Origin of the sequence: Paenibacillus lycopersici (assembly GCF_010119935.1) — a bacterium.
GTDB lineage: Bacteria > Bacillota > Bacilli > Paenibacillales > Paenibacillaceae > Paenibacillus_Z > Paenibacillus_Z lycopersici.
In genome coordinates, this window is sequence record NZ_CP048209.1 from 901,396 (window position 1) to 926,119 (window position 24,724).

19 protein-coding genes are annotated in these 24,724 nt (G+C 61.8%); 15 read left to right on the top strand and 4 right to left on the bottom strand.

Features of this window, described 5'->3' with window-relative positions; translation table 11 throughout:
• Positions 1-217: 217 nt before the first annotated feature.
• A complete protein-coding gene (locus tag GXP70_RS04040; RefSeq protein ID WP_162355287.1) occupies positions 218-1,042 on the bottom strand; it encodes a PPK2 family polyphosphate kinase in 825 nt (274 codons plus the stop codon).
• A 124-nt stretch (positions 1,043-1,166) separates the two neighbouring features.
• On the opposite strand from GXP70_RS04040, the gene GXP70_RS04045 reads away from it, so the two are divergent.
• From GXP70_RS04045 to GXP70_RS04070, 6 genes are all read left to right on the top strand, one after another.
• Complete coding sequence (locus tag GXP70_RS04045) at positions 1,167-1,739, top strand: histidine phosphatase family protein (RefSeq protein ID WP_162355288.1); 573 nt, start codon at positions 1,167-1,169, stop codon at positions 1,737-1,739.
• A gap of 58 nt (positions 1,740-1,797) precedes the next feature.
• On the top strand, positions 1,798-2,109 hold the full coding sequence (locus tag GXP70_RS04050; protein ID WP_162355289.1) for a Dabb family protein: 312 nt from the start codon (positions 1,798-1,800) through the stop codon (positions 2,107-2,109).
• A 12-nt stretch (positions 2,110-2,121) separates the two neighbouring features.
• Complete coding sequence (gene fosB, locus GXP70_RS04055; protein WP_162355290.1) at positions 2,122-2,547, top strand: metallothiol transferase FosB; 426 nt, start codon at positions 2,122-2,124, stop codon at positions 2,545-2,547.
• 35 nt (positions 2,548-2,582) lie between these two features.
• On the top strand, positions 2,583-2,783 hold the full coding sequence (locus tag GXP70_RS04060) for a hypothetical protein (protein ID WP_162355291.1): 201 nt from the start codon (positions 2,583-2,585) through the stop codon (positions 2,781-2,783).
• A 120-nt stretch (positions 2,784-2,903) separates the two neighbouring features.
• Positions 2,904-3,515 carry a GNAT family N-acetyltransferase gene (locus tag GXP70_RS04065; protein ID WP_162355292.1) on the top strand — a complete coding sequence of 204 codons (612 nt, stop codon included), beginning with the start codon at positions 2,904-2,906 and terminating at the stop codon, positions 3,513-3,515.
• A gap of 344 nt (positions 3,516-3,859) precedes the next feature.
• Positions 3,860-8,074, top strand: a complete 4,215-nt coding sequence (locus GXP70_RS04070; protein WP_162355293.1) for a choice-of-anchor I family protein — start codon at positions 3,860-3,862, stop codon at positions 8,072-8,074.
• 496 nt (positions 8,075-8,570) lie between these two features.
• On the opposite strand, the gene GXP70_RS04075 is transcribed toward GXP70_RS04070, so the two are convergent.
• From GXP70_RS04075 to GXP70_RS04085, 3 genes are all read right to left on the bottom strand, one after another.
• On the bottom strand, positions 8,571-9,590 hold the full coding sequence (locus tag GXP70_RS04075) for an electron transfer flavoprotein subunit alpha/FixB family protein (protein ID WP_162360280.1): 1,020 nt from the start codon (positions 9,588-9,590) through the stop codon (positions 8,571-8,573).
• A gap of 633 nt (positions 9,591-10,223) precedes the next feature.
• Positions 10,224-10,511 (bottom strand): hypothetical protein, encoded by a 288-nt coding sequence (locus GXP70_RS04080; RefSeq protein WP_162355294.1) that lies wholly within the window; start codon positions 10,509-10,511, stop codon positions 10,224-10,226.
• A gap of 523 nt (positions 10,512-11,034) precedes the next feature.
• Positions 11,035-11,901 (bottom strand): electron transfer flavoprotein subunit beta/FixA family protein, encoded by an 867-nt coding sequence (locus GXP70_RS04085; protein ID WP_162355295.1) that lies wholly within the window; start codon positions 11,899-11,901, stop codon positions 11,035-11,037.
• Between the two features lie 246 nt (positions 11,902-12,147).
• On the opposite strand from GXP70_RS04085, the gene GXP70_RS04090 reads away from it, so the two are divergent.
• The 9 genes from GXP70_RS04090 (at position 12,148) to GXP70_RS04130 (ending at position 24,600) form a co-directional block, all read left to right on the top strand.
• The gene (locus tag GXP70_RS04090; protein WP_225442825.1) at positions 12,148-14,466 is read left to right on the top strand and encodes a (Fe-S)-binding protein; all 2,319 of its coding nucleotides are present in this window, start codon (positions 12,148-12,150) and stop codon (positions 14,464-14,466) included.
• A gap of 339 nt (positions 14,467-14,805) precedes the next feature.
• Positions 14,806-17,163, top strand: a complete 2,358-nt coding sequence (locus GXP70_RS04095) for a 3-hydroxyacyl-CoA dehydrogenase/enoyl-CoA hydratase family protein (protein ID WP_162360282.1) — start codon at positions 14,806-14,808, stop codon at positions 17,161-17,163.
• 211 nt (positions 17,164-17,374) lie between these two features.
• Positions 17,375-18,574 (top strand): acetyl-CoA C-acyltransferase, encoded by a 1,200-nt coding sequence (locus tag GXP70_RS04100; RefSeq protein ID WP_162355296.1) that lies wholly within the window; start codon positions 17,375-17,377, stop codon positions 18,572-18,574.
• Positions 18,575-19,014: 440 nt separating this feature from the next.
• The gene (locus GXP70_RS04105) at positions 19,015-20,823 is read left to right on the top strand and encodes an acyl-CoA dehydrogenase family protein (protein WP_162355297.1); all 1,809 of its coding nucleotides are present in this window, start codon (positions 19,015-19,017) and stop codon (positions 20,821-20,823) included.
• 2 nt (positions 20,824-20,825) lie between these two features.
• Positions 20,826-21,458, top strand: a complete 633-nt coding sequence (locus GXP70_RS04110) for a hypothetical protein (RefSeq protein ID WP_162355298.1) — start codon at positions 20,826-20,828, stop codon at positions 21,456-21,458.
• A gap of 316 nt (positions 21,459-21,774) precedes the next feature.
• A complete protein-coding gene (locus GXP70_RS04115) occupies positions 21,775-23,505 on the top strand; it encodes a long-chain-fatty-acid--CoA ligase (protein ID WP_162355299.1) in 1,731 nt (576 codons plus the stop codon).
• Complete coding sequence (locus GXP70_RS04120; protein WP_162355300.1) at positions 23,502-23,933, top strand: PaaI family thioesterase; 432 nt, start codon at positions 23,502-23,504, stop codon at positions 23,931-23,933. The genes GXP70_RS04115 and GXP70_RS04120 overlap by 4 nt, the downstream gene beginning before the upstream one ends.
• A 112-nt stretch (positions 23,934-24,045) precedes the next feature.
• Complete coding sequence (locus GXP70_RS04125) at positions 24,046-24,219, top strand: hypothetical protein (protein WP_162355301.1); 174 nt, start codon at positions 24,046-24,048, stop codon at positions 24,217-24,219.
• A 192-nt stretch (positions 24,220-24,411) separates the two neighbouring features.
• Positions 24,412-24,600: a hypothetical protein gene (locus GXP70_RS04130; protein WP_161703939.1), complete on the top strand. Its 189-nt coding sequence runs from the start codon at positions 24,412-24,414 to the stop codon at positions 24,598-24,600.
• Positions 24,601-24,724: the final 124 nt, after the last annotated feature.

Genomic DNA, 24,724 nt, shown 5'->3' on the forward strand with positions numbered 1-24,724 from the left:
TCATTCGCGGGCAAACGTCGGCTTGCAGCGGGCGCCGACTCTCTGGGGATTGCCAAGTGCGTAAAGCGCGTGTTCCCATCTACGAATTATCGTCATGTCGTGATTTATATTTGTTATACTCTCCCGAAGAGCGGATGTCAACTCGAAAATCGCAGCCGCTGAAATGTTTGACGGCTTGCAATTCATACTTGTACCCGCGCTTTTGCAAAATGCTTGCTTACAAGCCCGCGGTCTCGTCAATGTCCGCCGCCGCCCGGAACTGCGACATGTCCACCTCGGGATAGGCCAGGTCCATCGAGCCGAGCGCGGATTCCACGATCCGCAGCACGAGGTAGTCCCGGAACCAGCGGTTGTTCGCGGGGACGATGTACCACGGGTTGCGTTTCGTCGCGGTCGCTTTGAACGCCTGCTCGTACGCTTTGGCGTACGCCTTCCAATATTTTCGCTCCTCCAGATCGCTGGGATCGAACTTCCACAGCTTCTCGGGCTTCTCCATCCGCTCTTTGATTTTGCGAAGCTGGAACTCCGGCGAGATGTGCAGGAAAATCTTGATGAGCGTAATGCCGCCGTCGCTCAGCATTTTCTCGAAATGCCCGATATGCTTCAGCCTCCGGCCCGCTTCCTTGCCGTCGATACGCTCGTGCACCCGCGTGATGAGCACCTCTTCGTAATAAGAGCGGTTGAAGGCCGCAATTTCGCCCAGGGCCGGCGCGACCTTGTGCGCGCGCCACAGAAAATCATGCGCCGCTTCGTCAGCCGTCGGCTTCTTGAAGCTCTCGGCGCGGAAGCCTTGCGGATTGAGGCCGGCAAGCACCTTCTTGATGACGCCGTCCTTGCCGCTGCAGTCCATCCCCTGAAACAGGATAAGCAGGCCGTTCGTCTTGCCCGCGAACAGCTTCTCCTGATGCTCGGTCAGCTTCTCCTTCAGCGCTTCGAATTCGGCCTCGATCTCGTCCTTGCTCGCGATGCCTGCCGTGTCCTCGGGGTCGAAATCCGCAAGGGATATGCGGCTTTTGTCGTTTAATCGATAATTGTCCAGCATGGCTGTTCCTCCTTTGCCGTCGCAGAGGGCATGAATGGCCGGCTTGTCACCTGCTGACGGTGATATGCTAATATGTGGATTATACCCAATTATAGCCTTGCCCGGGCGGGAAGGGGGACTTAAAATGAAGACGAGCGTACTGCTTGTCCGCCATGCGGAATCGTCCGTGCATCTCGGCGCCGACCGCACGCGGGGATTGACGGACCGGGGCCGCGAGGACGTGCTTCGGCTGACGGCCGCGTTCGGCGGGACGAATATCGACGCCGTCGTGTCCAGCCCGTATCTGAGGGCGGTTCTGACGGTGCAGGGTATCGCGGACGGGCGAGGTCTGCCGGTGCGATTGATCGAGGAGTTGCGGGAACGGGAGCTGCACGGCGGAGACGCAATTTTGCCGCGGGCTGCATTTCTGGAAGCGGTTGCGAATTCGTTCGCGGACCCGGATGCCGCGCTTCCCGGCGGAGAGTCGTTCCGCGCGGCGCAGTCGCGGGGCGTTCTGGCCGTGCAGGACATCGTGCGCCGGTATCGAGGCAAGACGATCGTCGCCGGTACGCATGGCAGCTTGATGACGATGATCTTGCGGGCATACGAGGAGCGGTTCGATTATGCGTTCTGGGAACGGCTGACGATGCCTGACGCGTACCGGATGACGTTCGACGGGGACAAACTTATCGCAGTGGAACGAGAATGGAACGAATAGAACCGCGCGTCGCGCAGGCTGCGGTTCGCGGATCGACGAATACGAGGAGGAATTAACGATGGAACAAACAAGCATACAGCATATGGTTATTTTCAATTTGAAGCATGAAGCGGGTTCGGAGGCGGCGGAGCAATTCCTGCGGGACGGCGAGCGCCTGCTGAGCTCCATTCCGGTCGTCAACCGGTTCAGCGTGTTCAAGCAGGTGAGCCCGAAGAACGATTACGACTACGGTTTCTCGATGATTTTCAACAGCCAGGCCGATTATGAAGCGTACAACGCGCATCCCGTGCACGTGGATTTCGTGGACAACCGCTGGGTACCGGAAGTGTCGCGGTTTCTGGAAATCGATTTCAAGGCCTACGGCGCGTAAGCAGGCGATACGATGAAACCGGGCAGCATCAATCACTTGCTCTTCTCCGTGTCGGACCTGGAACGGTCGATCGCGTTCTACCGGGACGTCTTCGGCGCGAAGCTGCTGGTCCAAGGGCGGAGCCTCGCGTATTTTGACCTGAACGGGCTATGGCTGGCGCTGAACGCGGAGCCGGATGTTCCCCGGCATGAAATCAGGCAGTCGTATACGCATATCGCGTTTACGGTGGAGGACGAAGAATTCGACGACGCCGTCCGGCGGCTGCGGGAAGCGGGAGCGGAGATTTTGCCGGGCCGCGAGCGGGATGAGCGGGACAAGCGTTCGGTCTATTTCGCGGATCCCGACGGCCATAAGTTCGAATGGCATACCGGGTCGCTGCAGGACCGGTTGTCCTACTATAAGGCGGAGAAGCCGCATATGCTCTTCTATGAGGAATAGCCGGAACGGCTCGTTCCGATGAGAGGAGCGGTGCTATGCGTACGGATGCGATGGATGCGATGCATGCGGAAGAGGAACGGGGCGAACGCCCGTCGACGGCGGGCCTGCGGGCGCGGAAGAAAGCGTCGCCGCTTGCCATCGTCCTGGTGCTTGCCGTCATCGCGGCCATTATCGTCACGAGCTTCGCGCTCGCGCATGTGCTGATCGATGCGGCGTTCCGCAAGCTTGCGGACTAGACGAACTTAGGGGCACATATACGCAAAAGTGCAAATGATCCGCCATATCCTTCATTAAGCCGGACTTGTCCACGCGGTATACTGACTAGGACGACAACGGCGAAGGAAGGTGTGCTGCGCATGCGGAATGCTTTTTTTGAACAGGATATCGTGCTGGAGAACCCGATCGTACGGGTCGTGCCATTCGATGCGTCTTACGAGGACGGCTTGAGGAGAATCATCTTCGACAAGGAGATCACGCGGTTCACCCAGGAGCATATTCTAAGCGATGAGGATTTGAAGCGGTATATCGCGAGTACGGAAGCATGCCGCGCGAACGGAAGCGGCTATCCGTTCATCGTGATCGACAAGGCGTCCGGTCAGGTGGCCGGCGCGACGCGCTTCGGCAATCTGGTCTTTCCGAGCAAGCGGCTCGAAATCGGCTGGACCTGGTACGGGAAGGCGTATCGGGGAACCGGTATCAACAAGGCGGTCAAATTCGAACTGCTGCGGTACGCCTTCGAGACGCTCGGCTTCAATCGCGTTCAATTCAGCGTCGATCTCGAGAATGTCCGATCGCAGAAGGCCGTGCTGAAGCTCGGCGCGAAGCAGGAAGGCATCTTCAGAAGCAATTACGAGAACGCATCGGGCGAGCCTCGGGACGACGTCTACTTCAGCATAATCAAGCCGGAGTGGCCGGACGTCAAGTCCGGCGTTTTCGAAGCCTTCGTCTCTGCCGGGCGCTTCACCTAGTTAGGAACGATAGGATTGTTATAACGGAAGACGTTTCCGGTTCCGCGATCGCGCGGCACTGGAAACGTCTTTTTGGTCTAAGCGCTGCGCCGCTGCGCTTGGCGGGAATCGTAGGGGCATGCGTATTGCGATCACTTAACGTCCCCCGATGCGATCGCGGCAAGGGGGGGCGAGCCGGCGCTACTCATGGTCGTACCCATCATGTCGATTAATGACGCGAAAATGCAAATTAGTTACAACCTTTTGCTATACTTTTACAAGAAATCCAAATCTCCTTAACAAGGTCGATACATTTCTCTATTACGCTACAGGGAGATGAACGAAGAATAGGAGATGAAGTAGAGTTGCGAACCAGTAAGCAGCGTTTATTATCCATGGTCATGTCCGGCGTCATTGCGGCGGGTTCCTTCGGGGCGGTCATCCCGGCTGCGGCCGATGCGTCCGCGATAACGGCAGGCACGCCTTACGACGCCACCGGCTATCATGTCGAAATTCCGCACGTCGTCATCAATCAGTATTATGGATCCGGCGTTTCCGATGGCGGCGCCGTCGATTACGGTTTTATCGAGCTGTACAATCCGACGGCTGAAGCGATCGATCTCGGCAAATGGTCGATTCAGTATTCCGATCGCATGGATCAATACGTGCCTGAGACGGAGACGGCGGATGCGATCCTGCCGTTGACCGGTCCGACGGGCCCATGGGAGAAGCTGAATCTGAGCGGTTCCATTCCGGCATACGGCTCGTATCTGATCCGGGCCTCCGCATCGCTTAAGCCTAAAATTAAACTGAACGTGAAGGCGGGGGACATTGATTTCCTGCGCACGCCGGCGAATACGTTCCAAAACAAAGGCATGAAAGTCGTGCTGATGAGCAGCCAGGATTTGCTCGATCCTGCGGATATCAATCCGTCCGTCACCAAACCGGAAGGTTTCGTGGACATGCTCGGCGCGGCGGGCAACGATGCCGGAAGCACGATCGACGGATACGAGGGCGCCGATTATCCGAGAGAGGACGGAGGCCCTTCCAAGAATATCGCGCTGCGCCGCGCCAACAGCGTGGATACGGACGATAACAAGAACGATTTCGAGCTGATCGATTACAAAAGCAATGCAGGCGCGCCCGCGACATACGGTCCGCATAACAGCGGAGAGGGCTCATGGAACGAGCCGGCGCCGCCGGTGCAGACCCCGCTTGCGATCACGACGGCTTCACTGCCGGGAGCGACGCAAGGGGCATCCTATGCGGCGACCGTTGCCGTAACCGGGGGAACGGCACCGTATACGTACAGCGCGACAGGACTGCCCGAAGGCCTGAGCATCAATACGTCCACGGGCGTCATTACCGGCACGCTTGCGGCGGACGCGCCGCCGTCCAATACGGTCGTGGTGACCGTAACCGACAGCGCGACGCCGGCCAACACGTCGACGCAATCGTTCCCGTTTAACGTGAGTGCTAAGATCCAGGATACCGTTGCGATCACGAAGCTCGGATCTTTCATTGCCGGCGTGCCGAACGGCGACGGCGGCGTCGCCGAAATCGTCAAGTACAACCCGGACAACCATAAGTTCTACTCGGTCAACGGCTCGAGCGCGCCGGCGACGCTGGACATCGTGAGCCTTGACAGCAACGGCGCGCCGATCCAGGACGCGAATCGAATCAACATCGAGACGGCGGTCGCGGAGCATCTGCCGGGCTTCGTCTACGGGGATTTCACGAGCGTGGACATCGATACCGGGCATGATCTGGTGTATGCGGCCATCCAGGAACATGATTACGCGAAGAACGGCGCCATCCTCGTTTTCGATTACGACGGCCATTTCGTGAAGTCGTACGAAGCGGGCGTACAGCCGGACATGATCAAAGTGACGAAGGACGGCAGGTACGTGCTGACGGCCGACGAAGCCGAAGGCCGGGGCGATGTCGATCCGGAAGGCAGCGTCACGATTGCCGATACGGTGGCCGGCACGGTCAAGCATGTGAAGTTCGACGACCCGAGCGTTATCGCCGACAATGTGCATTTGCGCGGCACGCCGGACAGCAGCCATGTCATCGCGGGGCCGGCAGCATCGAAAGCGGCAGCTGTATATGACCTGGAACCGGAATACATCGCGCTGTCGGCGGACGAGTCGACTGCCTACGTATCGCTGCAGGAAGGCAATGCGATCGGGACGATCGACATTGCGCAGGGAACGGTAACGTCCGTGAAAGGACTGGGTTATAAGGATTTGAACGATCCGGCGAACGCGCTGGATTTGGTGAAGGACAACGCGATCGATTTCGAGAACGTGCCGTTCAAGGGCATGTACATGCCGGACGGTATCGATACGTATACGACGGAGAACGGAGACACGTACCTGTTCACGGCCAATGAAGGCGACAGCACGGACTGGGCGGGCGTAAGAACGAACGTCTCGACCATCGGGGAGATGAAGGGCAAGCTGGATCCGGCTTCCGCCGCGGCGCAATTCCTGGCGACCACGGCCAGGTACGACGGCGTCGAGATTCCGAGCGATATGGGACCGGACGGCATCTACCTCTTCGGGGCGCGTTCGTTCTCCATCTGGAACCCGGCGACGATGGAGCAGGTGTACGACAGCCATAACGATTTCGAGAAAATCACGGCGCAGCGGCTGCCGGCGTATTTCAATTCGGATCATAAGGACGTTTCGTTCGACAAGCGCAGTCCGAAGAAAGGCCCGGAACCGGAGTACGTGAAGGTCGGGAAGGTCGGCAGCAAAGCGTTCGCGTTCATCGGTCTTGAGCGCATCAGCGGCATCATGACATACGACGTGACCGATCCGGCGCATCCGGTATTCGCGAACTACATCAACACCCGCGATTTCAATGCAGCGGGAGCCGGCAAAGTGCCGCCGCAAACGGACAGCGGTCCGGAAGGCATCGACTTTATTCCGGCGGCCGACAGTCCGACGGGATTGCCGCTTATTCTCGTCGCGAACGAGGTTGGCGGTACGGTTACCGTGCTGCAGATGAACGTGACGAAAGTGACGCTGGATCAAAGCGCATTGTCGCTGCAAGTCGGCGACAGCGCCAAGAAGCTTGCCGCGTCGGTAACGGCAGCGGGAGGCAGCGCGGCAACGGTAACGTGGACGAGCTCGAAACCGTCCGTTGCGACGGTGGATGCAGACGGCAACGTGACAGCGGTAGGCGCGGGCACGGCCGTCATTACGGCGACGAGCGCGGACGGTTACGCGACGGCGCAGGCGACGGTTACGGTTACCGCCAGGCCGAGCACGCCTTCGAATCCTTCAGGCCCGACGGGTTCGGGACCAACGGACCCTGTAACGACAGACCCGGGACAAACCGGCGGGAACGGCACTTTGCCGGCGGCGGGCGGCACTGTAACGACGGAAGTCGCAACGGTTACGGACAGCTCGGGCCAAGCGACGGCGACCGTCTCCAGCGAGCAAATCGCGCAAGCGTTGTCCAGTTTGAATGCAGGCGGCGCGAAGCAGGTCGAAATCAAGGCGGTTGCCGGCGCGAATGCGAAGAAAAACACGGTTACGCTGCCGTCAACGGCGATCAACCAGCTTGCGGGCAGCAAGGCGGATTCGCTTAAGATCGATTCGGGCCTGGCACAGGTTGCGTTCGACCGGAAGGCGCTCGGGACGATCTCCGGTGCCGCTCCGTCGGGCAACGTCGATATCTCCGCAGCCAAGGTCGAGCTGTCGGAGCTGACAGCGAACTTGCCGGCCTCCGCCAAAGAGGAAGTCTTGAAAACGATCGGTTCCCGCCCCGTGTATTCGTTCACGGTGTCGTCGAACGGGAGCAAGGTGACGGATTTCAAAGGCGGCACGGTCAACATCAGCGTTCCCTATACGCCGGCTGCCGGAGAGAACGGCAGCGCCATCGTCATGTATTACCTTGCGGATAACGGCGATATCGTGATGGTGCCGCAAACGAATTACGATCCGGCGACGGGCATGCTGACGTTCTCGGTGAAGCACTTCTCGAATTACGCCGTCGGTTATAACGAAGTGAAGTTCGGCGATATCGCAGCGAGCTTCGCGAAGGATCAGATCGTGTACCTGGCTGCGAGAACGATCATCAAAGGCACGGACGAGGGAATGTACTCGCCGAAAGCGAACGTGACGCGAGCCGATTTCACGCTCATTCTGGCCCGTGCGGCCGGAGCCGATCTGTCAGCTTATCAAGGCAGCGCGTTCGGCGACGTCGGCGCCGATGCCTACTACGCGCAATCCGTGGCGTGGGCGGCGGCGAAGGGCATCGCAAGCGGCGTGTCCGAAGGCCGATTCAATCCGAACGCAACCATCACGAGGGAGCAGATGGTCGCGATGATCGCGCGTTACGCCGCCGCTATGGGCTATAAGCTGCCGGCAACGGCGAAGCCTGTTGCGTTCGCGGATGCGTCCAGCATCTCGGCATATGCGAAGCAAGCGGCGGCAGCCGTACAGCAAGCGGGCGTTATAAACGGCATAACGAGCGGCAGCCAAACGCTGTTCGCGCCGAAACAATTCGCGACGCGCGAAGAGACGGCCAAGATGATTGCCGTGCTGTTCCAGCTGATGACGAAGTAAGCGTTCGAAGGCAAGCGGCAGCGGGTCGTGGATAGGGGCAAGGAAGAGGTAAAGAAAGAGGTAAAGGAAGAGGTAATAGAGAGCACGGAATTGGCAAGTCAACGGTAGTGGGAAGCATGGGGACTTGTGTAATTAAGGAAACGCGGAAGCGTGAAAGCGTGGAAGCAATGAAAATATGAAATCAACGAAATTATGGAGACCATGAAAGCGCGAAAGCGCGCAGTCATGGAAAGCATTCAAAGCATGGAAAGCAATCAAAACATGGAAAACATGGAAACATGCAAGGCGTGAAAGCATGAAAGACACGAAAAGAATTGAAGGCATGGAAAGCTTGAAGGCATGAAAACACGAAAAGCATGGAAGGCATGGAAAGGCAAAGACGCTCCCGTTTTCGGGGGCGTCTTTGTTTGCGGGTAGGCTTCTTCAAGTGAGGGGAGCTGCGCGCCTGCCTGATGCGAGCCGTTTGGCTCCCGGCTGACGGACGGCGCGCGGGGACTCAGCCGGTCTGGTTCAGCAGCGTATCGAACCGCGCGGTTAACAGCGGCACAACTTCGAACAAATCGCCGACGATGCCGTAATCGGCGACGCCGAAGATGGGCGCGTCGGGATCTTTGTTGATGGCGACGATGACGCGGGATTGGCTCATGCCGGCGAGATGCTGGATCGCTCCGCTGATGCCGCAGGCGATGTAGAGCTTCGGCGTGACGGTTTTGCCGGTCTGGCCGATCTGCAGCGCGTAGTCGCAGTAGCCGGCGTCGCAAGCGCCGCGCGAGGCGCCGACCGCGCCGCCCAGTACGTCGGCAAGCGCTTGAAGCGGCGCGAAGCCTTCCGCGCTCCGTACGCCTCTGCCGCCGGCGACGATGATGTCCGCCTCGGCGAGATCGATCGTGCCGCCGGTTTTGCGCGCGATGCCGCGGACGACCGTCCAGAGCGGCGGCGCCTTGTACGGCAGCGGCGCGATGACGCCCTCGCTGCCGGGTGCCACCGGCTCCGCGATGGGCAGGTTGTTGGGGCGCACCGTTACGACCTGCGGCGCGCCGGGAAGAAACCGCCGCTGCTCGAACGCCTTGCCGGCGTAGAGCGGGCGGGTGAAGAGCGCGGCCGCGCCGCCTTCGTCCGGCAGGTCGATGGCGGTTACGTCCGCGACGTGGCCGCCGCAGATGCTGGCGGCCACGCGGGGCGCGAGCTCGCGCCCCGCCGCGGTGTGGCCGAGCACGATCAAGCTCGGCCGCGCCGCGGCAATGGCGGCGCCGATGGCGGCGGCGTATGCCTCCGGCGCATAGCCGGCCAGGGCGGGGTCGTCGACGACATGGACGACCCCCGCCCCCCGGGCGGCGAGCTCGGCGGCGGCTTCCCGCAGCGCCGCCCCGGGCCCGCCGCCGGCGAGGACGGCGTGCACGCTGCCGTCCCCGGCGAGCTGCCGCGCGGCGCCGAGCGCCTCCAGCGCCACGCGGCGCAGCTTGCCATCCAGGCACTCGGCATAGACGAGTGCCGTTGCATGCGTTGTATCGGTCATCGGTTCATGACCTCCTCTCACAAGATGAAGCTTGCTGCCGCGACGGAGATGCGCGGCGTCTTGCTTGCATGGCCGAGTCGAGGAAAGGCTGCCCGCAGGGCAGGAATAACGGCGAATCGACCGGGTATCGGCGAGAAAAGCTGCCCGTAGGCAGGAATATCGACGAAGCGGCCGGTCATCGGCAGTAGACTTGCAAAGAACCTCACACACCTGCTGCAGAATAGCAAAAAAGTCGTGGCTAAATTTGGAAAGCTGCCATTCGGACAGCTTTACCTGCCGCAGACCGGCAAAAGTGTCGATAAAGTTGTCATTCGAGCAGCTTTATCCGCTGCAGACTGACAAAAATGCAGATAATGTTGCCATTCGGGCAGCTTTATCCGCTGCAGACTGGCAAAAATGCAGATAATGTTGTCATTCGGGCAGCTTTATCCGCTGCAGACTGACAAAAATGCAGATAATGTTGCCATTCGGGCAGCTTTATCCGCTGCAGACTGACAAAAATGCAGATAATGTTGCCATTCGGGCAGCTTTATCCGCTGCAGACTGGCAAAAATGCAGATAATGTTGTCATTCGGGCAGCTTTATCCGCTGCAGACTGACAAAAATGCAGATAATGTTGCCATTCGGGCAGCTTTATCCGCCGCAGACGGTCATGAAAACCGCGAAATCCTTCCCAGAGGCAGGAATTCGCAGCCCTGCGCAGAGAAAAACAGTCATCGGCGAGAAAAGCTGCCCGTAGGCAGGAATATCGACGAAACGGCCAGTCATCGGCGAGAAAAGCTGCCCGTAGGCAGGAATATCGACGAAACGGCCAGTCATCGGCGAGAAAAGCTGCCCGTAGGCAGGAATATCGACGAAACGGCCAGTCATCGGCGAGAAAAGCTGCCCACAAGCAGGAATATCGACGAAAAGGTCGGTCATCCGCGAGAAAAGCTGCCCGCAGGCAGGAATTTCGACGAAGCTCCGATTATCGGCGAGAAAAGCTGCCCGTAGGCAGGAATTCCGACGAAACGGCCAGTCATCAGGCTGTCTTCCTGCCTATCTAGTCCTCCCGCATGGCTTGCCCCGCCCTGCACCATGTACCTTCACGGACCACCTAAACTCCGACGCATCGATCGACTCACCTCATACCATGTTGTACCTGAGCAGGTCACTAGTTCCCGCGCGCTGGCTCGCCCTTCAACGCACCCGTTCAACTCAACCCGCACCGATGTACCTGCCTGGTCCACCTAACCCCGACGCAACGATCGACTCGCTCCGTACCATGTCCCTGGGTGGTCCGCCTGACTTCAACGCACCCGTTCAACTCAACCCGCGCCAACGTACCTTGTCTGGTCCAACTGACTCCAACGCATCGTCGACCCGCCCTGCACCATGTAGCTGTCCGGCCACCTTGCTCTAACGCACCAGCCCAACTCACCGTTCCTCGTACCTGCCCGCTCCGCTAAAACAGCTTCGCTTCGCTCTGCAGCAGCGCCGCGAGCTGATCGGCTTGCTCCGCCGGCGTGCCGCTCAGCTTGCGGCCGGCCGCGCGAACCGGCGGCGGCAGGAGCGCGACGCGCTCCGTGCGCGGCGCAAAATCCGCCGCGCCGAGGCCGAGCGCCGCCGCGTCCAGCTGGCGCAGCGGCTTGCGCTTCGCCTTCATGATGCCGGGCAGCGATGGATAGCGCGGCTCGTTCAGCCCTTGCTGCGCCGTGACGAGCGCAGGCAGCGGCACCTGCACCGTCTCCACGCCCCATTCCGTATCGCGCTCGGCGACGGCGAATTTTCCGCTTCCGCCGCCCCATGCGGCTCCGCTTGGCGAAGACGGACCGCCGCTCTCCCCGCTGTTGCGCCCGTTACTCGCATCACCGGCCCCCGCGCCGCCATCCTCCACCGTCAGCTTCAGCACCGCCGACGCGCTCGGCAGCCCGAGCCGTTCCGCGACCTGCAGCGCGACGCTGCCCGCGCCCCGGTCCACGGCAAAAAGCCCTGCAAGCACCAGGTCCGGCTGCAGGTCCCGCACCGCCGCGGAGAGCGCCGCAGCGACGGCGCTGCCGTCGTCCGGCAAGCCGTCCTGCGCGATCAGCACCGCTTCGTCGGCGCCCATTGCCAGCGCGGTTCGCAGCGTCTCCGCCGCCCGCCCGCCGCCGCAGGAGACGACCGTCACGCTGCCGCCGTGCGCTTCGCGCAGCCGAAGCGCTTCTTCCAGCGCGTACTCGTCGTACGGATTCATGATGAATTTCACGCCGTCCTCGGCGACGGCGCCGCCAACCAGCTCGATTTTCTCCTCCGTATCGAACGTTTGCTTGATCAACACCACCAGCTGCATCGGTTCCGAGCACCTCCCGGTCGTTCTGGAATTGCCGGCGGCAGTCATACCGTCCCACGGCCACCGAATACGATACACTAAGCCGTCCTCAAAAGCCGCCGCCGCTCCTGTTACCTTATGAACTTGGCCCTCGAAATAGACCCTGACGGAGGCTGGGCCGAGGCTTGCACGACATGTTGCCGGCCGCGCGGACATATACTGAATCACTCCGCGATTCCAGGGGAAGGAGGCGGTCATGTGGGAGGAATGAGCGAGCATGCGCTGACGCTGCTGATCAGATGGGTGTTCTTCGTGCTGATGACGTCGACGGCGCTGGGCTGCTTCTACGCGGTGGTCCGCAGACGGGCGGGTTATATGCTGCTGGGAAGGAGAGCGCAGCGCAAACCGCCGCCCCCGCTCGACCCGGCCGATCCCGAGAACGACCAAAGCGACGATATGCTCGGCATCTCCTCGTTTACGACGAACGCTGAGCTCGCATCGCAAGCGGCTTCGTGGTTCGAACGGCCGGCTGAGTGGGCGGTTCAGGTGTTCGGCCATCGCAAGCTGCTGAAGGATCTTCGGAGCGGCCTCATGCATCTCGTTCTGTTCTACGGCTTCATCGTGCTGCAGTTCGGCGCGGCGGACATCATTTGGAAGGGACTCACGGATTCCGCGCTGCCTTATCCGGCTTATCACGGGTTCGTGCTGACGCAGGAGATTACGGTGACGCTCGTGTTGTTGGCGATTGTGTACGGGACGTTCCGCAGGTACGTCGAGCGGCTGAAGCGGCTAAAAAGGGGCTGGAAACCGTCGATTGTGCTCTGGTTTATCGGCGGGCTCATGGCCACGGTGCTGTTGACGCAGGCTTTTGACCGGCTGAAAGAATCAGCGGCAGCAAGCGAGGGCGCGGCAGGCTCGCTCTATGCGAGCTATGCTCCGGTGTCTTCGTCGCTGGCCGACGGCTTCCGAGCCATTGGATTCTCGCCCGATGCAGGGAGGGTGCTGTACGAGATTTTCTGGTGGCTGCATTTGGCGGTACTGCTCGGGTTCCTCGTGTACGTGCCGCAATCGAAGCATTTTCATATCTTCACGGCGCCCGTGAATTTGTGGCTGCGCCGCCGGACGCCGCCGGGCAGGCTGGCTCCGCTGGATTTGGAGGACGAGGAGGCGGAATCGTTCGGGGTCGGCGCGGTAGAGCAGTTCACGCAGAAGCAGCTGCTCGATCTCTATGCATGCGTCGAATGCGGCCGGTGCACGAACGTTTGCCCGACCGCATCCACGGGGAAGCTGCTGTCGCCGATGCATCTGATCGTCAAGCTGCGCGATCATTTGACCGAGAAAGGCGCGGCCATTACGTCGAAATCGCCGTGGGTGCCGGACCTGAACCGCGGCGCTCCTGCGGGGGCGCATGCGATGTCCGTCGGCGCCGTGCCGATCTGGACCGGCGGCTCATCCGCGACGACGACCATCGAACCGACCATGACGGCGCAAAAGCAGGCGTGGCACGTGCAGGCGGATACGGCCGTGACGGATTTGGCGCTGATCGGCGACGTCATGACGGAGTCGGAGCTATGGGCGTGCACCACCTGCCGCAACTGCGAGGATCAATGTCCCGTCGGCAACGAGCATGTGGATAAAATCATCGACCTGCGCCGCTATCTCGTATTAACGGAGGGCCGCGTCCCGGCCGAAGCCCAGCGCGCCATGCAAAATATCGAGCGGCAGGGCAATCCGTGGGGGCTGCCCCGTACCGAGCGCGCGGCGTGGATCGCGGCCTACGAGGCGGCCGTGCCGGATGCGCCGCCCGTACGCACGATGCGGGAGGCGGCCGGGCGCGGCGAGCAGCCGGAGCTGCTGCTGTGGGCAGGCACGATGGGCGCGTACGATCAGCGCAGCCGGAAGGTGCTTTTCGCGGTCGTGCGCCTGCTTCAGCAGGCAGGAGTACCGTTCGCCGTCCTTGGCGGCGAGGAGAAGAACTCCGGCGACACGGCGCGGCGCCTTGGAAATGAGCTGCTTTTTCAAACGTTATGCGCTGAGAATGTCGCCACGCTGCAGCGGTACGGTATCCGCCGCATCGTTACGATCTGTCCGCATACGTTCAACGCGCTCAAGAACGAGTACGCCGATTTCGGACTCGAGCGAACGGTGAAAGTGGAGCATCATACGATGCTGCTTGCCCGGCTGGTGGAAGACGGTTCGCTCGTGCCGGTTGTGCCGCTGCGCGAGCGGGTCGTTTATCACGATTCCTGCTATTTGGGCAGGTACAACGGCGTCTACGACGCACCCCGTGCGCTGTTGCGCGCGATCCCCGGTGTCCGGCTGCTGGAGATGGAGCGCAACCGCGCGAACGGGCTGTGCTGCGGCGCCGGCGGAGGACTCATGTGGATGGAGGAACGAGGCGGCGTCCGCGTGAACGAAGCGCGCACGGCGCAGGCGCTGGAGACGTCGCCGACGGTCATCGGCTCTGCCTGCCCGTACTGCCTGACGATGATGGAGGACGGCATCAAGCTGCACGATGCCGAGTCCGGCGTCCGGGCGCGCGACGTCGCCGAGCTGCTCGCCGAAAGCGTATTCGGAGACGGGTAGCTGAGCGCGTCGCCGCCAGTGCGCGACTTGCGCAGCCAGGGCAGCGAGCCGCAAGCGAGAAAGTCGGCCAGCCGGCTTCGCGTGCCAAGCGGCGGCACAAGGACGCGTCGCCGCTTCCGGGACTGCATCCGCGCCGCCCGATCGTCGGCGCTGGCGGATTGTCGCTTCCCAACGCATTCGGCTGCTTTTGCCGCGTTGATTGCCGGACTAGAGCCATGTCATCGAACCGCAGATTCGCCGCCTCAAGCGGCCAACGATCACTACTGCAAAGGAGGGAGCGGTGTGGGAATACGATCGGCGCCGGCGATTCGTCGTGCGGCAGTCATTGGTTCCGGAGTCATGGGGGCTGGCATTGCCGCCCATTTGGCCAATGCGGGCATGCAGGTGCTGCTGCTGGATGTGCCGCCATCCGAGCTGACGGAGCAGGAAGCCAGGGCCGGAGCGACGTTGCAGGACCGTGCCGTCCGCAACCGGCTGGCCGCGGCCAGCATCGCCAGACTGGCCAAAAGCGAACCGCCCGCCCTGTACGACGCTTCGTTCATCGGACGCATTACGCCCGGAAACCTGGAGGATGACCTCGGCAAGCTCGGCAAGGCGGAATGGATCGTCGAAGCCGTCGTCGAGCGGCTGGATGTAAAGCGGAGCGTTTTTGCCCGTGTAGAAACGGTGCTGAAGCCCGGCACGCTCGTGTCATCCAACACCTCGGGGCTGTCCGTCGCCGCGATGGCGGAAGGGCGAGGGGAGACGTTTCGCCAACAGTTTGCCGTGACGCATTTCTTCAATCCGCCCCGCCATATGAAGCTGGTCGAGCTCGTGCCCGGTCCGGATACCGCGCCTGATACGCTGACCCGGCTCCGTGCGGCATGCGAGGGACAGCTGGGCAAAGGCGTCGTACTTGCCAAGGACACGCCGAATTTCATCGCCAACCGGATCGGCACGTACGGCATGCTGACGACGATTGAAGCGATGCGCAGCTTCGGGCTGGGCGTCGACGAGGTCGACGCGTTGACCGGGCCGGCCATGGGCAGGCCGAAAACCGCTACGTTCCGCATGCTCGACCTCGTCGGTCTCGATACGCTGCTGCATGTCGTGGACAACGTGCGGGAACGAAGTGACGACGAGGCGGAGCGCGCCGCGTTCGCAAGGCCGCCGGAGCTGGAGGCGCTGGTCGCGAAGGGATGGCTCGGCGAGAAGGCAGGCGGCGGCTTTTATCGCAAAATCAAACGTCCCGGCGGCGGCAGCGACATCGAGACGCTCCAGCTGGACACGATGACGTACGCGCCCAGGCGCAGCGTGAATTCGCCGGTCATCGAGGCGGCCAAGACGGCCAAAGGCGCTGCGGCCAAGGTGAAGGCGCTGTTGTTTACGGACACGAGCGACCGGCATGCGCTATTTGCTTGGCAGGCGATCAAGACCGTACTGCTGTATTCAGCCCGCCAGCTCGGCGTCGTCGCGGATTCGGTCACGGACATCGACCGGGCGCTCGTGTGGGGCTTCAACTGGGAGCTGGGGCCGTTCGAGCTGTGGGATGCGATCGGGCTGGAGCGTTCCGTGCAGCGGATGCGGGCGGAGGGCGACGACATTCCGCACTGGGTGGAGCGCTGGCTTGCCGCCGGGAATCGGAGCTTCTACAAACAGGAGGGGCTGCGGTGGTTTTATGTCAGAGGCGGCGAGTACGCGTTACAGGAGGAGGATCCGGACGTCATCTCGCTGGAAGCGATTCGGCGCTCGGGCCGGGTCGTGCTCGGCAATGCCGGCGCTTCGCTGCTCGACTTGGGCGACGAGGTGGCGGGGCTGGTGTTCCACTCGCCGAACAACGCGATCGGCGGGGATATTTTGACCGCGATCCGGCAGAGCGCGGCGGAGGTAAGCCGCAACTGGCGCGGGCTCGTCATTGCCAACGAGGGGCGGCATTTCTGCGTCGGGGCGAACCTGATGATGCTCCTGCTGGAAGCGCAAAACGGCGATTTCGACGAGATCGACGACATCATTTCCCTGTTCCAGAACAGCATGCTGACGCTCAAGCGGCTCGACCGCCCCGTCGTGGCGGCACCGCACCGGATGACGCTAGGCGGCGGCGTGGAAGCCTGCTTGCCCGCGGACCGGATCGTCTTCTCGGCGGAAACGTATTTCGGCCTCGTCGAAACCGGCGTCGGCCTCATCCCGGCCGGGGGCGGCTGCAAGGAAGCGGCGGCGCTCGCGGATGCCCGGACCGGGGCCGGCGGCGACGTGCAGTCGCAGCTGAACGCGCTGTTCGAGACGATCGCGATGGGCAGGACGTCGACGAGCGGCTACGATGTCGGCCGCATCGGTTTCATGCGGCCGCATGACCGCGTCATCATGCGCGGCGAGACGCGCGCGGCCGAGGCGAAGCGGACGGTGCTGGCGATGGACCGCGAAGGCTACGCCTCGCCGGCGGAGAAGCGCGTCCGCGTCGCCGGCCGCGAAGGCCGAGCCGTGCTGCAGCTGGCGGTCGAGAACATGCGTCTCGCGGGCCAGGCGAGCCCGCACGACGTGCGCATCGGCCGCAAGCTGGCGCATGTGCTCGCCGGCGGCGACGCGCCGCCGGGCGCGGAAGTGAGCGAGCAGTATTTGCTCGATCTGGAACGCGAGGCGTTTCTCAGTCTCTGCGGCGAGCCGCTGACGCAGGCGCGCATGCGGCATATGCTGACGACCGGGAAGCCGCTGCGGAACTAGCTGTTGTTGCGCCGATGCCGCCGGCGGGGAAATGGCGAAAGAGTTGTACCCGGTACAATACATGGCCGCCAATTGGGTGGAAATGGCGAAAGAGTTGTACCTAGTACAACACATCGCCGCCATTTCAGCGAAACCGCCGCAAAAAGCACGCCGATGCACCGCATCATCGCCTAACAGCCAAACATCTCAAACATAAAGGAGGGACCCCGCCATGACTGCGACCAAACATCCGCGGGATGCCGTCATCGTATCCGCCGTGCGTACCGCCGTCGGCAAAGCGAGGAAGGGCAGTCTCGCGGATACGCGCGCCGAAGACTTGGGCCGCGCGGTTCTGCGCGCGGCCGTTGACCGCGTGCCCGGGCTGAACGACGCCGATGTCGAGGACGTCATCATCGGCTGCGCGATGCCCGAAGGCGAGCAGGGCTTGAACTTCGCCCGCATCATGACGCTGTATGCGGGCTTTCCGGTGACGACCCCGGCCGTCACCGTCAACCGGTTTTGCGCGTCGGGGCTGCAGGCGATCGCCTATGCCGCGGAGCGCGTCCGTCTCGGCGAGGCGGACGTCGTCCTCGCCGGCGGCGTCGAAAGCATGAGCCATGTCCCGATGACCGGCTTCAAGCTTTCGCCCCATCCCGGCATCGCGGACAGCATGCCGGAGGCGTACATGGGCATGGGCCACACGGCGGAGGAAGTGGCCCGGCGCTACGGTATCAGCCGCGAGGCGCAGGACGCTTTCGCCGCCGAGAGTCATCGCAAAGCGGCGCAGGCTATCGCCGAAGGCCGTTTTCGCGACGAAATCGTCCCGCTGCATATTCAGCGGGAAGGCATCGACGACAACGGCAGGCCGTGGAAGAAGCCGTACACGTTCGAACAGGACGAAGGCGTGCGGGCGGATACGACGCCGGAGGTGCTGGCGAAGTTGAAGCCGTCGTTCGCCCGCGAAGGTACCGTGACTGCGGGCAATGCGTCGCAGATGAGCGACGGGGCCGCGGCGGTCGTCGTCATGAGCCGGGAGCGGGCCGAGCGGCTGGGGATCCGGCCATTGGCGCAGTTCCGGGCGTATTGCGTGGCCGGCGTCGCGCCGGAAGTGATGGGCATCGGCCCGATCGAGGCGATCCCGAAAGCGCTCGCCCGCGCCAAACTGACGCTTGACCAAGTACGCCTTTTCGAGCTGAACGAGGCTTTCGCTGCACAGTGTCTCCCGATTATTCGGGAGCTGGGCATCGATCCGGAGATCGTGAACGTCAATGGCGGCGCGATCGCGCTCGGACATCCGCTCGGCTGCACGGGGACGAAGCTGTCCGTCTCGTTGATTCACGAGCTGCGGCGCAGAGGCGGCGGCACGGGCATCGTCTCCATGTGCGTCGGCGGCGGCATGGGCGCGGCCGGTGTGTTCTCGGTGGAAGCGTAGCTGCGACAAAGGTATTCGTCCAATAAACAAGCATGCGGCTCTCGCGAATTTCGCGCAGCGGCCACTGCTTCTGCAGCGCAGCACCGACATTTCGCGCAGCGGCCACTGCTTCCGAAGTGCAGCACCGACATTTTGCGCAGCGGCCACTGCTTCTGAAGAGCAGCAACAACATTCCGTTCAGCGGCCACTCTCTCCGCAGTGAAGCAAGAAGTCCAGAACGGCGGCCATTCTGCGGCAAAAGGCATCGGCAAATCAATGATAGGTTTGCAACCGCGAACGCTCACGCCCGCAATGCGGAGCACGCGCGCAACGTTCGCAAATTCCCCGCAGCGGCCATTCCACCATAGCGCAGCGGCTACTACCGCAACGCTCACCAATAAACCGGCGGCGGATCCGCCGCCGCCAAGCAACGCCCGCTTACCCAGAAAGGAGGCAGCGATATGGCCCAAAACAAAGGTTGGGGCGGCCGTTTCGTGATTGAGGACATGGCGCCCGAGGAGGTCGTCACGCCGGAGGATTTCACCGAGGAACAGGTGATGATCGGAGAGGCGGCGCGCGCGTTTCTCGAAGGCGAAATCCGTCCCCGCGACGCTGAAATCGAGGCATTGGATTACAAGCTGACGGTCGAGCTGATGCGCAAGGCCGGAGAACTCGGACTGCTCGGCGCCGATGTCCCGGAAGCGTACGGTGGCCTCGGACTCGACAAGGTCAGCTCGACGCTGCTTGCCGAGACGCTGGCCGAAGCGTCGTCGTTCGCCCTGTCCGTCGGCGCGCATGTCGGCATCGGCACGCTGCCGATCGTGTTCTTCGGCACGCCGGGGCAGAAGTCGAAGTACTTGCCCGATCTGTCGACCGGCAAGCGCATCGCGGCATACTGCCTCACGGAGCCGTCGTCCGGTTCCGACGCGCTCGGCGCCAAGACGACGGCAAGGCTTAATGCCGAAGGCACGCATTACAAGCTGAACGGCTCCAAGCTGTACATTACCAATTCCGGTTTTGCCGACGTGTTCATCGTGTACGCCAAGGTGAACGGGGACCATTTTACCGCCTTCATCGTGGAACGCGGCTTGCCGGGCTTCAGCATCGGGCCGGAGGAGCACAAGATGGGCATCAAAGGCTCCTCGACCTGCCCGATTTTCTTCGACGACACGCCCGTGCCGGTGGAAAACGTGCTCGGCGAAGTCGGCAAAGGCCATCTGATCGCGTTCAACATCCTGAACATCGGGCGCTTCAAGCTGGCCGCGGCTTGCGTCGGCGGGGCGAAGGAGACGATCGGGCTCGCCGCCAAATACGCGAACGGCCGCAAGCAGTTCGGACGGCCGATCGCCTCGTTCCCGCTGATCGGGGCGAAGCTGGCGGACATGAATATCGCGGCATACGTGACGGAGAGCATGGTTTACCGCACGGCCGGCTGGATCGACGAGATGCTGCAGTCGACGGAAGCCCAGGGCGGAGACGCGAGCCAGGCCGGCGCCCGCGCGGCCAAGGCGATCTCCGAATACGCGCTGGAATGCTCCATCAACAAAGTGTTCGCGACGGAAGCGCTGGATTACGTGGCGGACGAAGCGGTGCAAATTCACGGCGGCTACGGCTACATCAAAGAATACAAGGTCGAGCGGATTTATCGCGACTCCCGCATCAACCGGATTTTCGAGGGCACGAACGAAATCAACCGCATGCTCATCCCCGGTACGTTGATGAAAAAGGCGCTTAAAGGCGATCTGCCGCTGCTGCGCAAAGCGCGCGCCCTGCAGGCGGAGCTGCTGCAGCCGATGCCGCTTCCGGCGTTCGACGAGCCGCTCGCGAAGGAAACGTACCGCATCGGGCAGGCCAAACGGACGTTTCTGGCCGTCGGCGGTCTCGCGGTGCAGAAATACGGGCTCGCGCTGGAGCAGCAGCAGGAAGTGCTCTGCCTGCTGGCGGATATGATGATCCAGACGTTCGCGATGGAGAGCGCCGCGCTCCGTACCCGCAAAATGCTGTTCCGCGCAGCAGGCGCCTCCGCCGACGCTGCCGCGTCCGCGCGCATTCGCAACGCCACCGACATGACCGTGGTCTTCGTGCAGGAAGCGATGGAACGGGTCGAGCGCTATGCGAAGACGGCGCTGTCCGCCCTGGAGACGGGCGATTCGCTGCAGACGCAGCTGGCCGTGCTGAAGAAGCTGTTGCGCGCGCCGCTGGACGACGTCATCTCGCTCAAGCGCGGCATCGCCGCACGCGTCATCCGGAGTCAACAGTACACGTTATAGCGATGCAGGCAACCGGTTGCCTTGCGAAACAGCGCTTGCGCAGTGCCGTATGTGCGCGGCTGTATGCTTTTGATCAGCTGTACGTTTTTGGCAGTGGTCGACGAGAGGCCGGCGCTAATGGCTGCTGCTCGCTCAAGATCGGCACGCGGCATGCGCTCGCAGCCGATTTCTGTTTTCAAGGCAGTCTGCCTGCGGTTTCCGCTATGGCATGTTCTGTGCGGCCATTATTTTTTGTGGAGCGGCCTCCGCGATCACGCCGAAAAAGTTGCCAATCGGGCAACTTTTCGCATCGCAAACCGGCGATCACGCCGAAAAAGCTGCCAATCGGGCAGCTTTTCGCACCGCAGACCGGCGACAACGCCGAAAAAGTTGCCTTTCGGGCAGCTTTTCGCGCCGCAAACCGGCGACCACGCCGAAAAAGTTGCCTTTCGGGCAGCTTTTCGCGCCGCAGACCGGCGAATACGCCGAAAAAGTTGCCAGTCCAGCAGCTTTCCGCACCGCAAACCGGCGATCACGCCGAAAAAGCTGCCAATCGGGCAGCTTTCCACCGCAGACCGGCGACCACGCCGAAAAAGTTGCCTTTCGGGCAGCTTTTCGCACCGCAGACCGGCGACAACGCCGAAAAAGTTGCCTAACGAGCAACTTTTCGCGCCGCAAACCGGCGACCACGCCGAAAAAGTTGCCTAACGGGCAACTTTTCGCGCCGCAGACCGGCGAATACGCCGAAAAAGTTGCCTAACGAGCAACTTTTCGCGCCGCGTTCATTCAAAGCTCCGCCAAAACTCGCTCCGCATCCGAAGCGAGTTTTCGCACGAAATGAATAGGTTTCACCCAGCTGCTCATCGCGTCTGCTCGTGGCGCTCGAATTTATCCGAATGATACGCGGCAAGCGTCGCCGCAAGATCGGCGATAACTTGGCAACGTGAATACCAACGCTCAGGAGGCGGGGAAATGGATCAACCTCAAGCTTCGCCCTGGCTTCGGAATTATCCCGGCGAGGTTGCCCCGGAAGCGGAAATCCCGGACCTCGCCATCGGCGATCTGCTGCTGCAGGCCGCCGCCAAATACCCCGCGAACGAGGCGCTGCGCTTCTTCGGCAAGCGAACGACGTATAAGGAGCTGCTCGCCGCGGCCCAGCGGATGGCGGCAGGGCTGCAGGCGGCCGGGGTCGGCAAGGGGGACCGCGTCGCCATCATGCTCCCGAACTGTCCGCAGACGGTCGTCTCGTATTTCGGCGTCCTGCTCGCCGGGGCGGTCGTCGTCATGACGAATCCGCTTTACGTGGAGCGGGAGCTGGAGCATCAGCTGAAGGACAGCGGCGCAGTCGCCATCGTGACGCTCGACATGCTTTACCCCCGACTCGCGCGGGTGCGCGGCGATGTGCCGGAAGAGGGGCCCGTCCCGCAGCTGCGCAAAGTGATCGTCACCTCGATCCAAGACGGGCTGCCTTTTCCGAAAAATCTGCTTTATCCCTTCAAGCAGTACCGCTCCGGCCAGCAGCCGAACGTGCCGTACGGCATGGATGGCGTGACGCGGTACGCTTCGTTCCTGACGAAAGCTCCCAAGCTGCCGTCCGAAGTCCGAATCGATCCGGCGGAAGTGGCGCTGCTGCAATACACGGGAGGCACGACCGGCGTCGCCAAGGGCGTCATGCTGACGCACCGCAGCATGCTGGCGAACGCGGCCCAGTGCGCGGCATGGTTCTACCGCATGCAAGAAGGCAAGGAACGCTTCCTTGCGGCGCTGCCGCTGTTTCATGTATTCGGTTTGACGGTGATAATGAATTTGTCTGTGTTCAAAGCAGGTTCAATCGTGCTGCTGCCGCGGTTCGAGATCGCGACCGTGCTTCAAACGATCCGGGACGAGAAGCCGTCCATCTTCCCCGGAGCGCCGACGATGTACGTCGCGCTGCTGAACCATCCCGACGTGAAGAAATACGATCTGTCGTCGATCCAAGTGTGCATCAGCGGCTCCGCGCCGCTGCCGCTGGAGGTGCAGACGCAGTTCGAGCGGCTGTCCGGGGGACGGCTGATCGAGGGATACGGCCTGACGGAGGCGGCGCCCGTGACGCATGCGAACCCGCTCTGGACGAAGCGCAAAATCGGCACGATCGGCCTGCCCCTGCCCGGCACGCAAGCCAAGGTCGTCGACATGGTAACCGGCGAGGAGCTGCCGCCGGGCAGCATCGGCGAGCTGCTGATCAAAGGGCCGCAGGTGATGCAGGGCTACTGGAACAAGCCCGAAGCGACGGCGGCGGCGCTGCAGGACGGCTGGCTGCGCACCGGTGACCTGGCGCAGATCGACCGGGACGGCTTTTTCACGATCGTGGACCGGATCAAGGATATCATCATCGCCGGCGGCTTCAACATTTATCCGCGCGAGGTGGAGGAGGTGCTGTATGAGCATCCCGGCGTCAGGGATGCGGCCGTTATCGGCGTGAAGGACCCGTACCGCGGCGAGACGGTCAAGGCGTTCATCGTGCTGCGCAAGGACGTGAACGTCTCCTCCATGCAGCTCGACCGCTGGTGCAGGGAACGGCTTGCGGTGTTCAAGGTTCCGCATCTGTACGAATTTCGCGACGAGCTTCCGATGACGATGATCGGCAAAGTGCTCCGGCGCAAGCTGCAGGAAGAAGAAGAACGGGCTGCGTCCGGGAACGATGGGGGCGGCGAAGCGACATGACGGATGAGAGAAAAGACCGCCCGCGGGATGCCAAGCAGGAGCTCGCGGCGCTGGAAGCGGCGGCCCGGCCGACCTTCTGGGGCTTCCTCGGCTGCGAGCTGGTGGCGGCGGAGGAGGGCAGGGCGGCCATCGCGCTGCAGGTCAGGCCGGAGCATCTGAATTTGGCCGGCATCGTGCACGGCGGCGTGCTCGCGTCCCTGCTCGACAATGCGATGGGGCTCGTCGCGATCCTCGCCTGCCCGGGAGACAAGACGGTTACGTCCGGCTTGAACGTGCATTATTTGGCGTCATCCTCGGAGGGGCTGCTGACCTGCGAAGCGGCGCTCGTTTTTCGTTCGCGGCGGACTCTTACATTAGAGGGGCGGATTACCGATAATAAAGGGGAGCTCCTTGTATGGGGAAGCGGGACGTTTCGCAGAGTAACTTAATTGTAACATGTTACATTTGATGCCGTGGCTGTCCGCCGCATTGAAAGCGTTATTCCTTTCCTCTATAATTAGCCTATATATGGAAATTCATTGAGCGAAGGAGGGCGCTAGCGTGGTCAGCCCATGGATAACGACTGCGGTCATCTTGTTCGGCATCATCGTCGCAATCGTAGGCGTCGTTGCTTACTTGCGCATGTACAAAAGCAGCGCCTGGTCGGCTGCAACGACTCGCTCGCAGGAATGGGATAACACAGGCGCGGATTCGACAGACACCGACAACAACTGAAGCTTCATAAATAAATAAATGACTGTTCGCTTTTATATCCCGATTTAAAATGTTATAATTGATTGATAAATTAGAAAATTTAATTTAGCCTGCTCCATGATGCTTTTTGGCTCGCCTTCATTTAAGTGGATCGTTCAACACGCTCGAATCGTATTTGTTAGAACCACCAACCGATGCTAGGGAGGGGATTTCATGGCAAAACGTAGCCATAATGAAGTCAAAGAAAGCCTCGTGGAGCTGACGCGCATTTTCCAACCGAAAGACTCGCGCAAGTTCGTCAGGGACTATATCCGCAAGTATAGGATTATGGGCGGCTATGAGGAGGAACTGACACTGCTGGTGGAGCACGAAATGGGGAGACTTCGCTCCTCGGTAAGTTAATCGAATGAATGGCACAGCCTTGCCCGGTAAGATAGGGACAAGGCTTTTTTGTTGCCGATCCTGCGGCCGGCGCATACGCTGCCCGGAGGACGGCAGTCGGTTCGGACAGCATCCGCGGCTTCGC

Bases quoted from the DNA above. Each gene is read 5' to 3' on its own strand.
- GXP70_RS04050 (WP_162355289.1), top strand. From the start codon at position 1,798: ATGGAACAAACAAGCATACAGCATATGGTTATTTTCAATTTGAAGCAT.
- fosB (WP_162355290.1), top strand. From the start codon at position 2,122: ATGAAACCGGGCAGCATCAATCACTTGCTCTTCTCCGTGTCGGACCTG.
- GXP70_RS04100 (WP_162355296.1), top strand. From the start codon at position 17,375: ATGACTGCGACCAAACATCCGCGGGATGCCGTCATCGTATCCGCCGTG.
- GXP70_RS04085 (WP_162355295.1), bottom strand. From the start codon at position 11,901: ATGCAGCTGGTGGTGTTGATCAAGCAAACGTTCGATACGGAGGAGAAA.
- GXP70_RS04080 (WP_162355294.1), bottom strand. From the start codon at position 10,511: ATGACCGACCTTTTCGTCGATATTCCTGCTTGTGGGCAGCTTTTCTCG.
- GXP70_RS04045 (WP_162355288.1), top strand. From the start codon at position 1,167: ATGAAGACGAGCGTACTGCTTGTCCGCCATGCGGAATCGTCCGTGCAT.
- GXP70_RS04130 (WP_161703939.1), top strand. From the start codon at position 24,412: ATGGCAAAACGTAGCCATAATGAAGTCAAAGAAAGCCTCGTGGAGCTG.
- GXP70_RS04105 (WP_162355297.1), top strand. From the start codon at position 19,015: ATGGCCCAAAACAAAGGTTGGGGCGGCCGTTTCGTGATTGAGGACATG.
- GXP70_RS04040 (WP_162355287.1), bottom strand. From the start codon at position 1,042: ATGCTGGACAATTATCGATTAAACGACAAAAGCCGCATATCCCTTGCG.
- GXP70_RS04090 (WP_225442825.1), top strand. From the start codon at position 12,148: ATGAGCGAGCATGCGCTGACGCTGCTGATCAGATGGGTGTTCTTCGTG.
- GXP70_RS04120 (WP_162355300.1), top strand. From the start codon at position 23,502: ATGACGGATGAGAGAAAAGACCGCCCGCGGGATGCCAAGCAGGAGCTC.
- GXP70_RS04065 (WP_162355292.1), top strand. From the start codon at position 2,904: ATGCGGAATGCTTTTTTTGAACAGGATATCGTGCTGGAGAACCCGATC.
- GXP70_RS04115 (WP_162355299.1), top strand. From the start codon at position 21,775: ATGGATCAACCTCAAGCTTCGCCCTGGCTTCGGAATTATCCCGGCGAG.
- GXP70_RS04110 (WP_162355298.1), top strand. From the start codon at position 20,826: ATGCAGGCAACCGGTTGCCTTGCGAAACAGCGCTTGCGCAGTGCCGTA.
- GXP70_RS04095 (WP_162360282.1), top strand. From the start codon at position 14,806: ATGGGGGCTGGCATTGCCGCCCATTTGGCCAATGCGGGCATGCAGGTG.
- GXP70_RS04075 (WP_162360280.1), bottom strand. From the start codon at position 9,590: ATGACCGATACAACGCATGCAACGGCACTCGTCTATGCCGAGTGCCTG.
- GXP70_RS04060 (WP_162355291.1), top strand. From the start codon at position 2,583: ATGCGTACGGATGCGATGGATGCGATGCATGCGGAAGAGGAACGGGGC.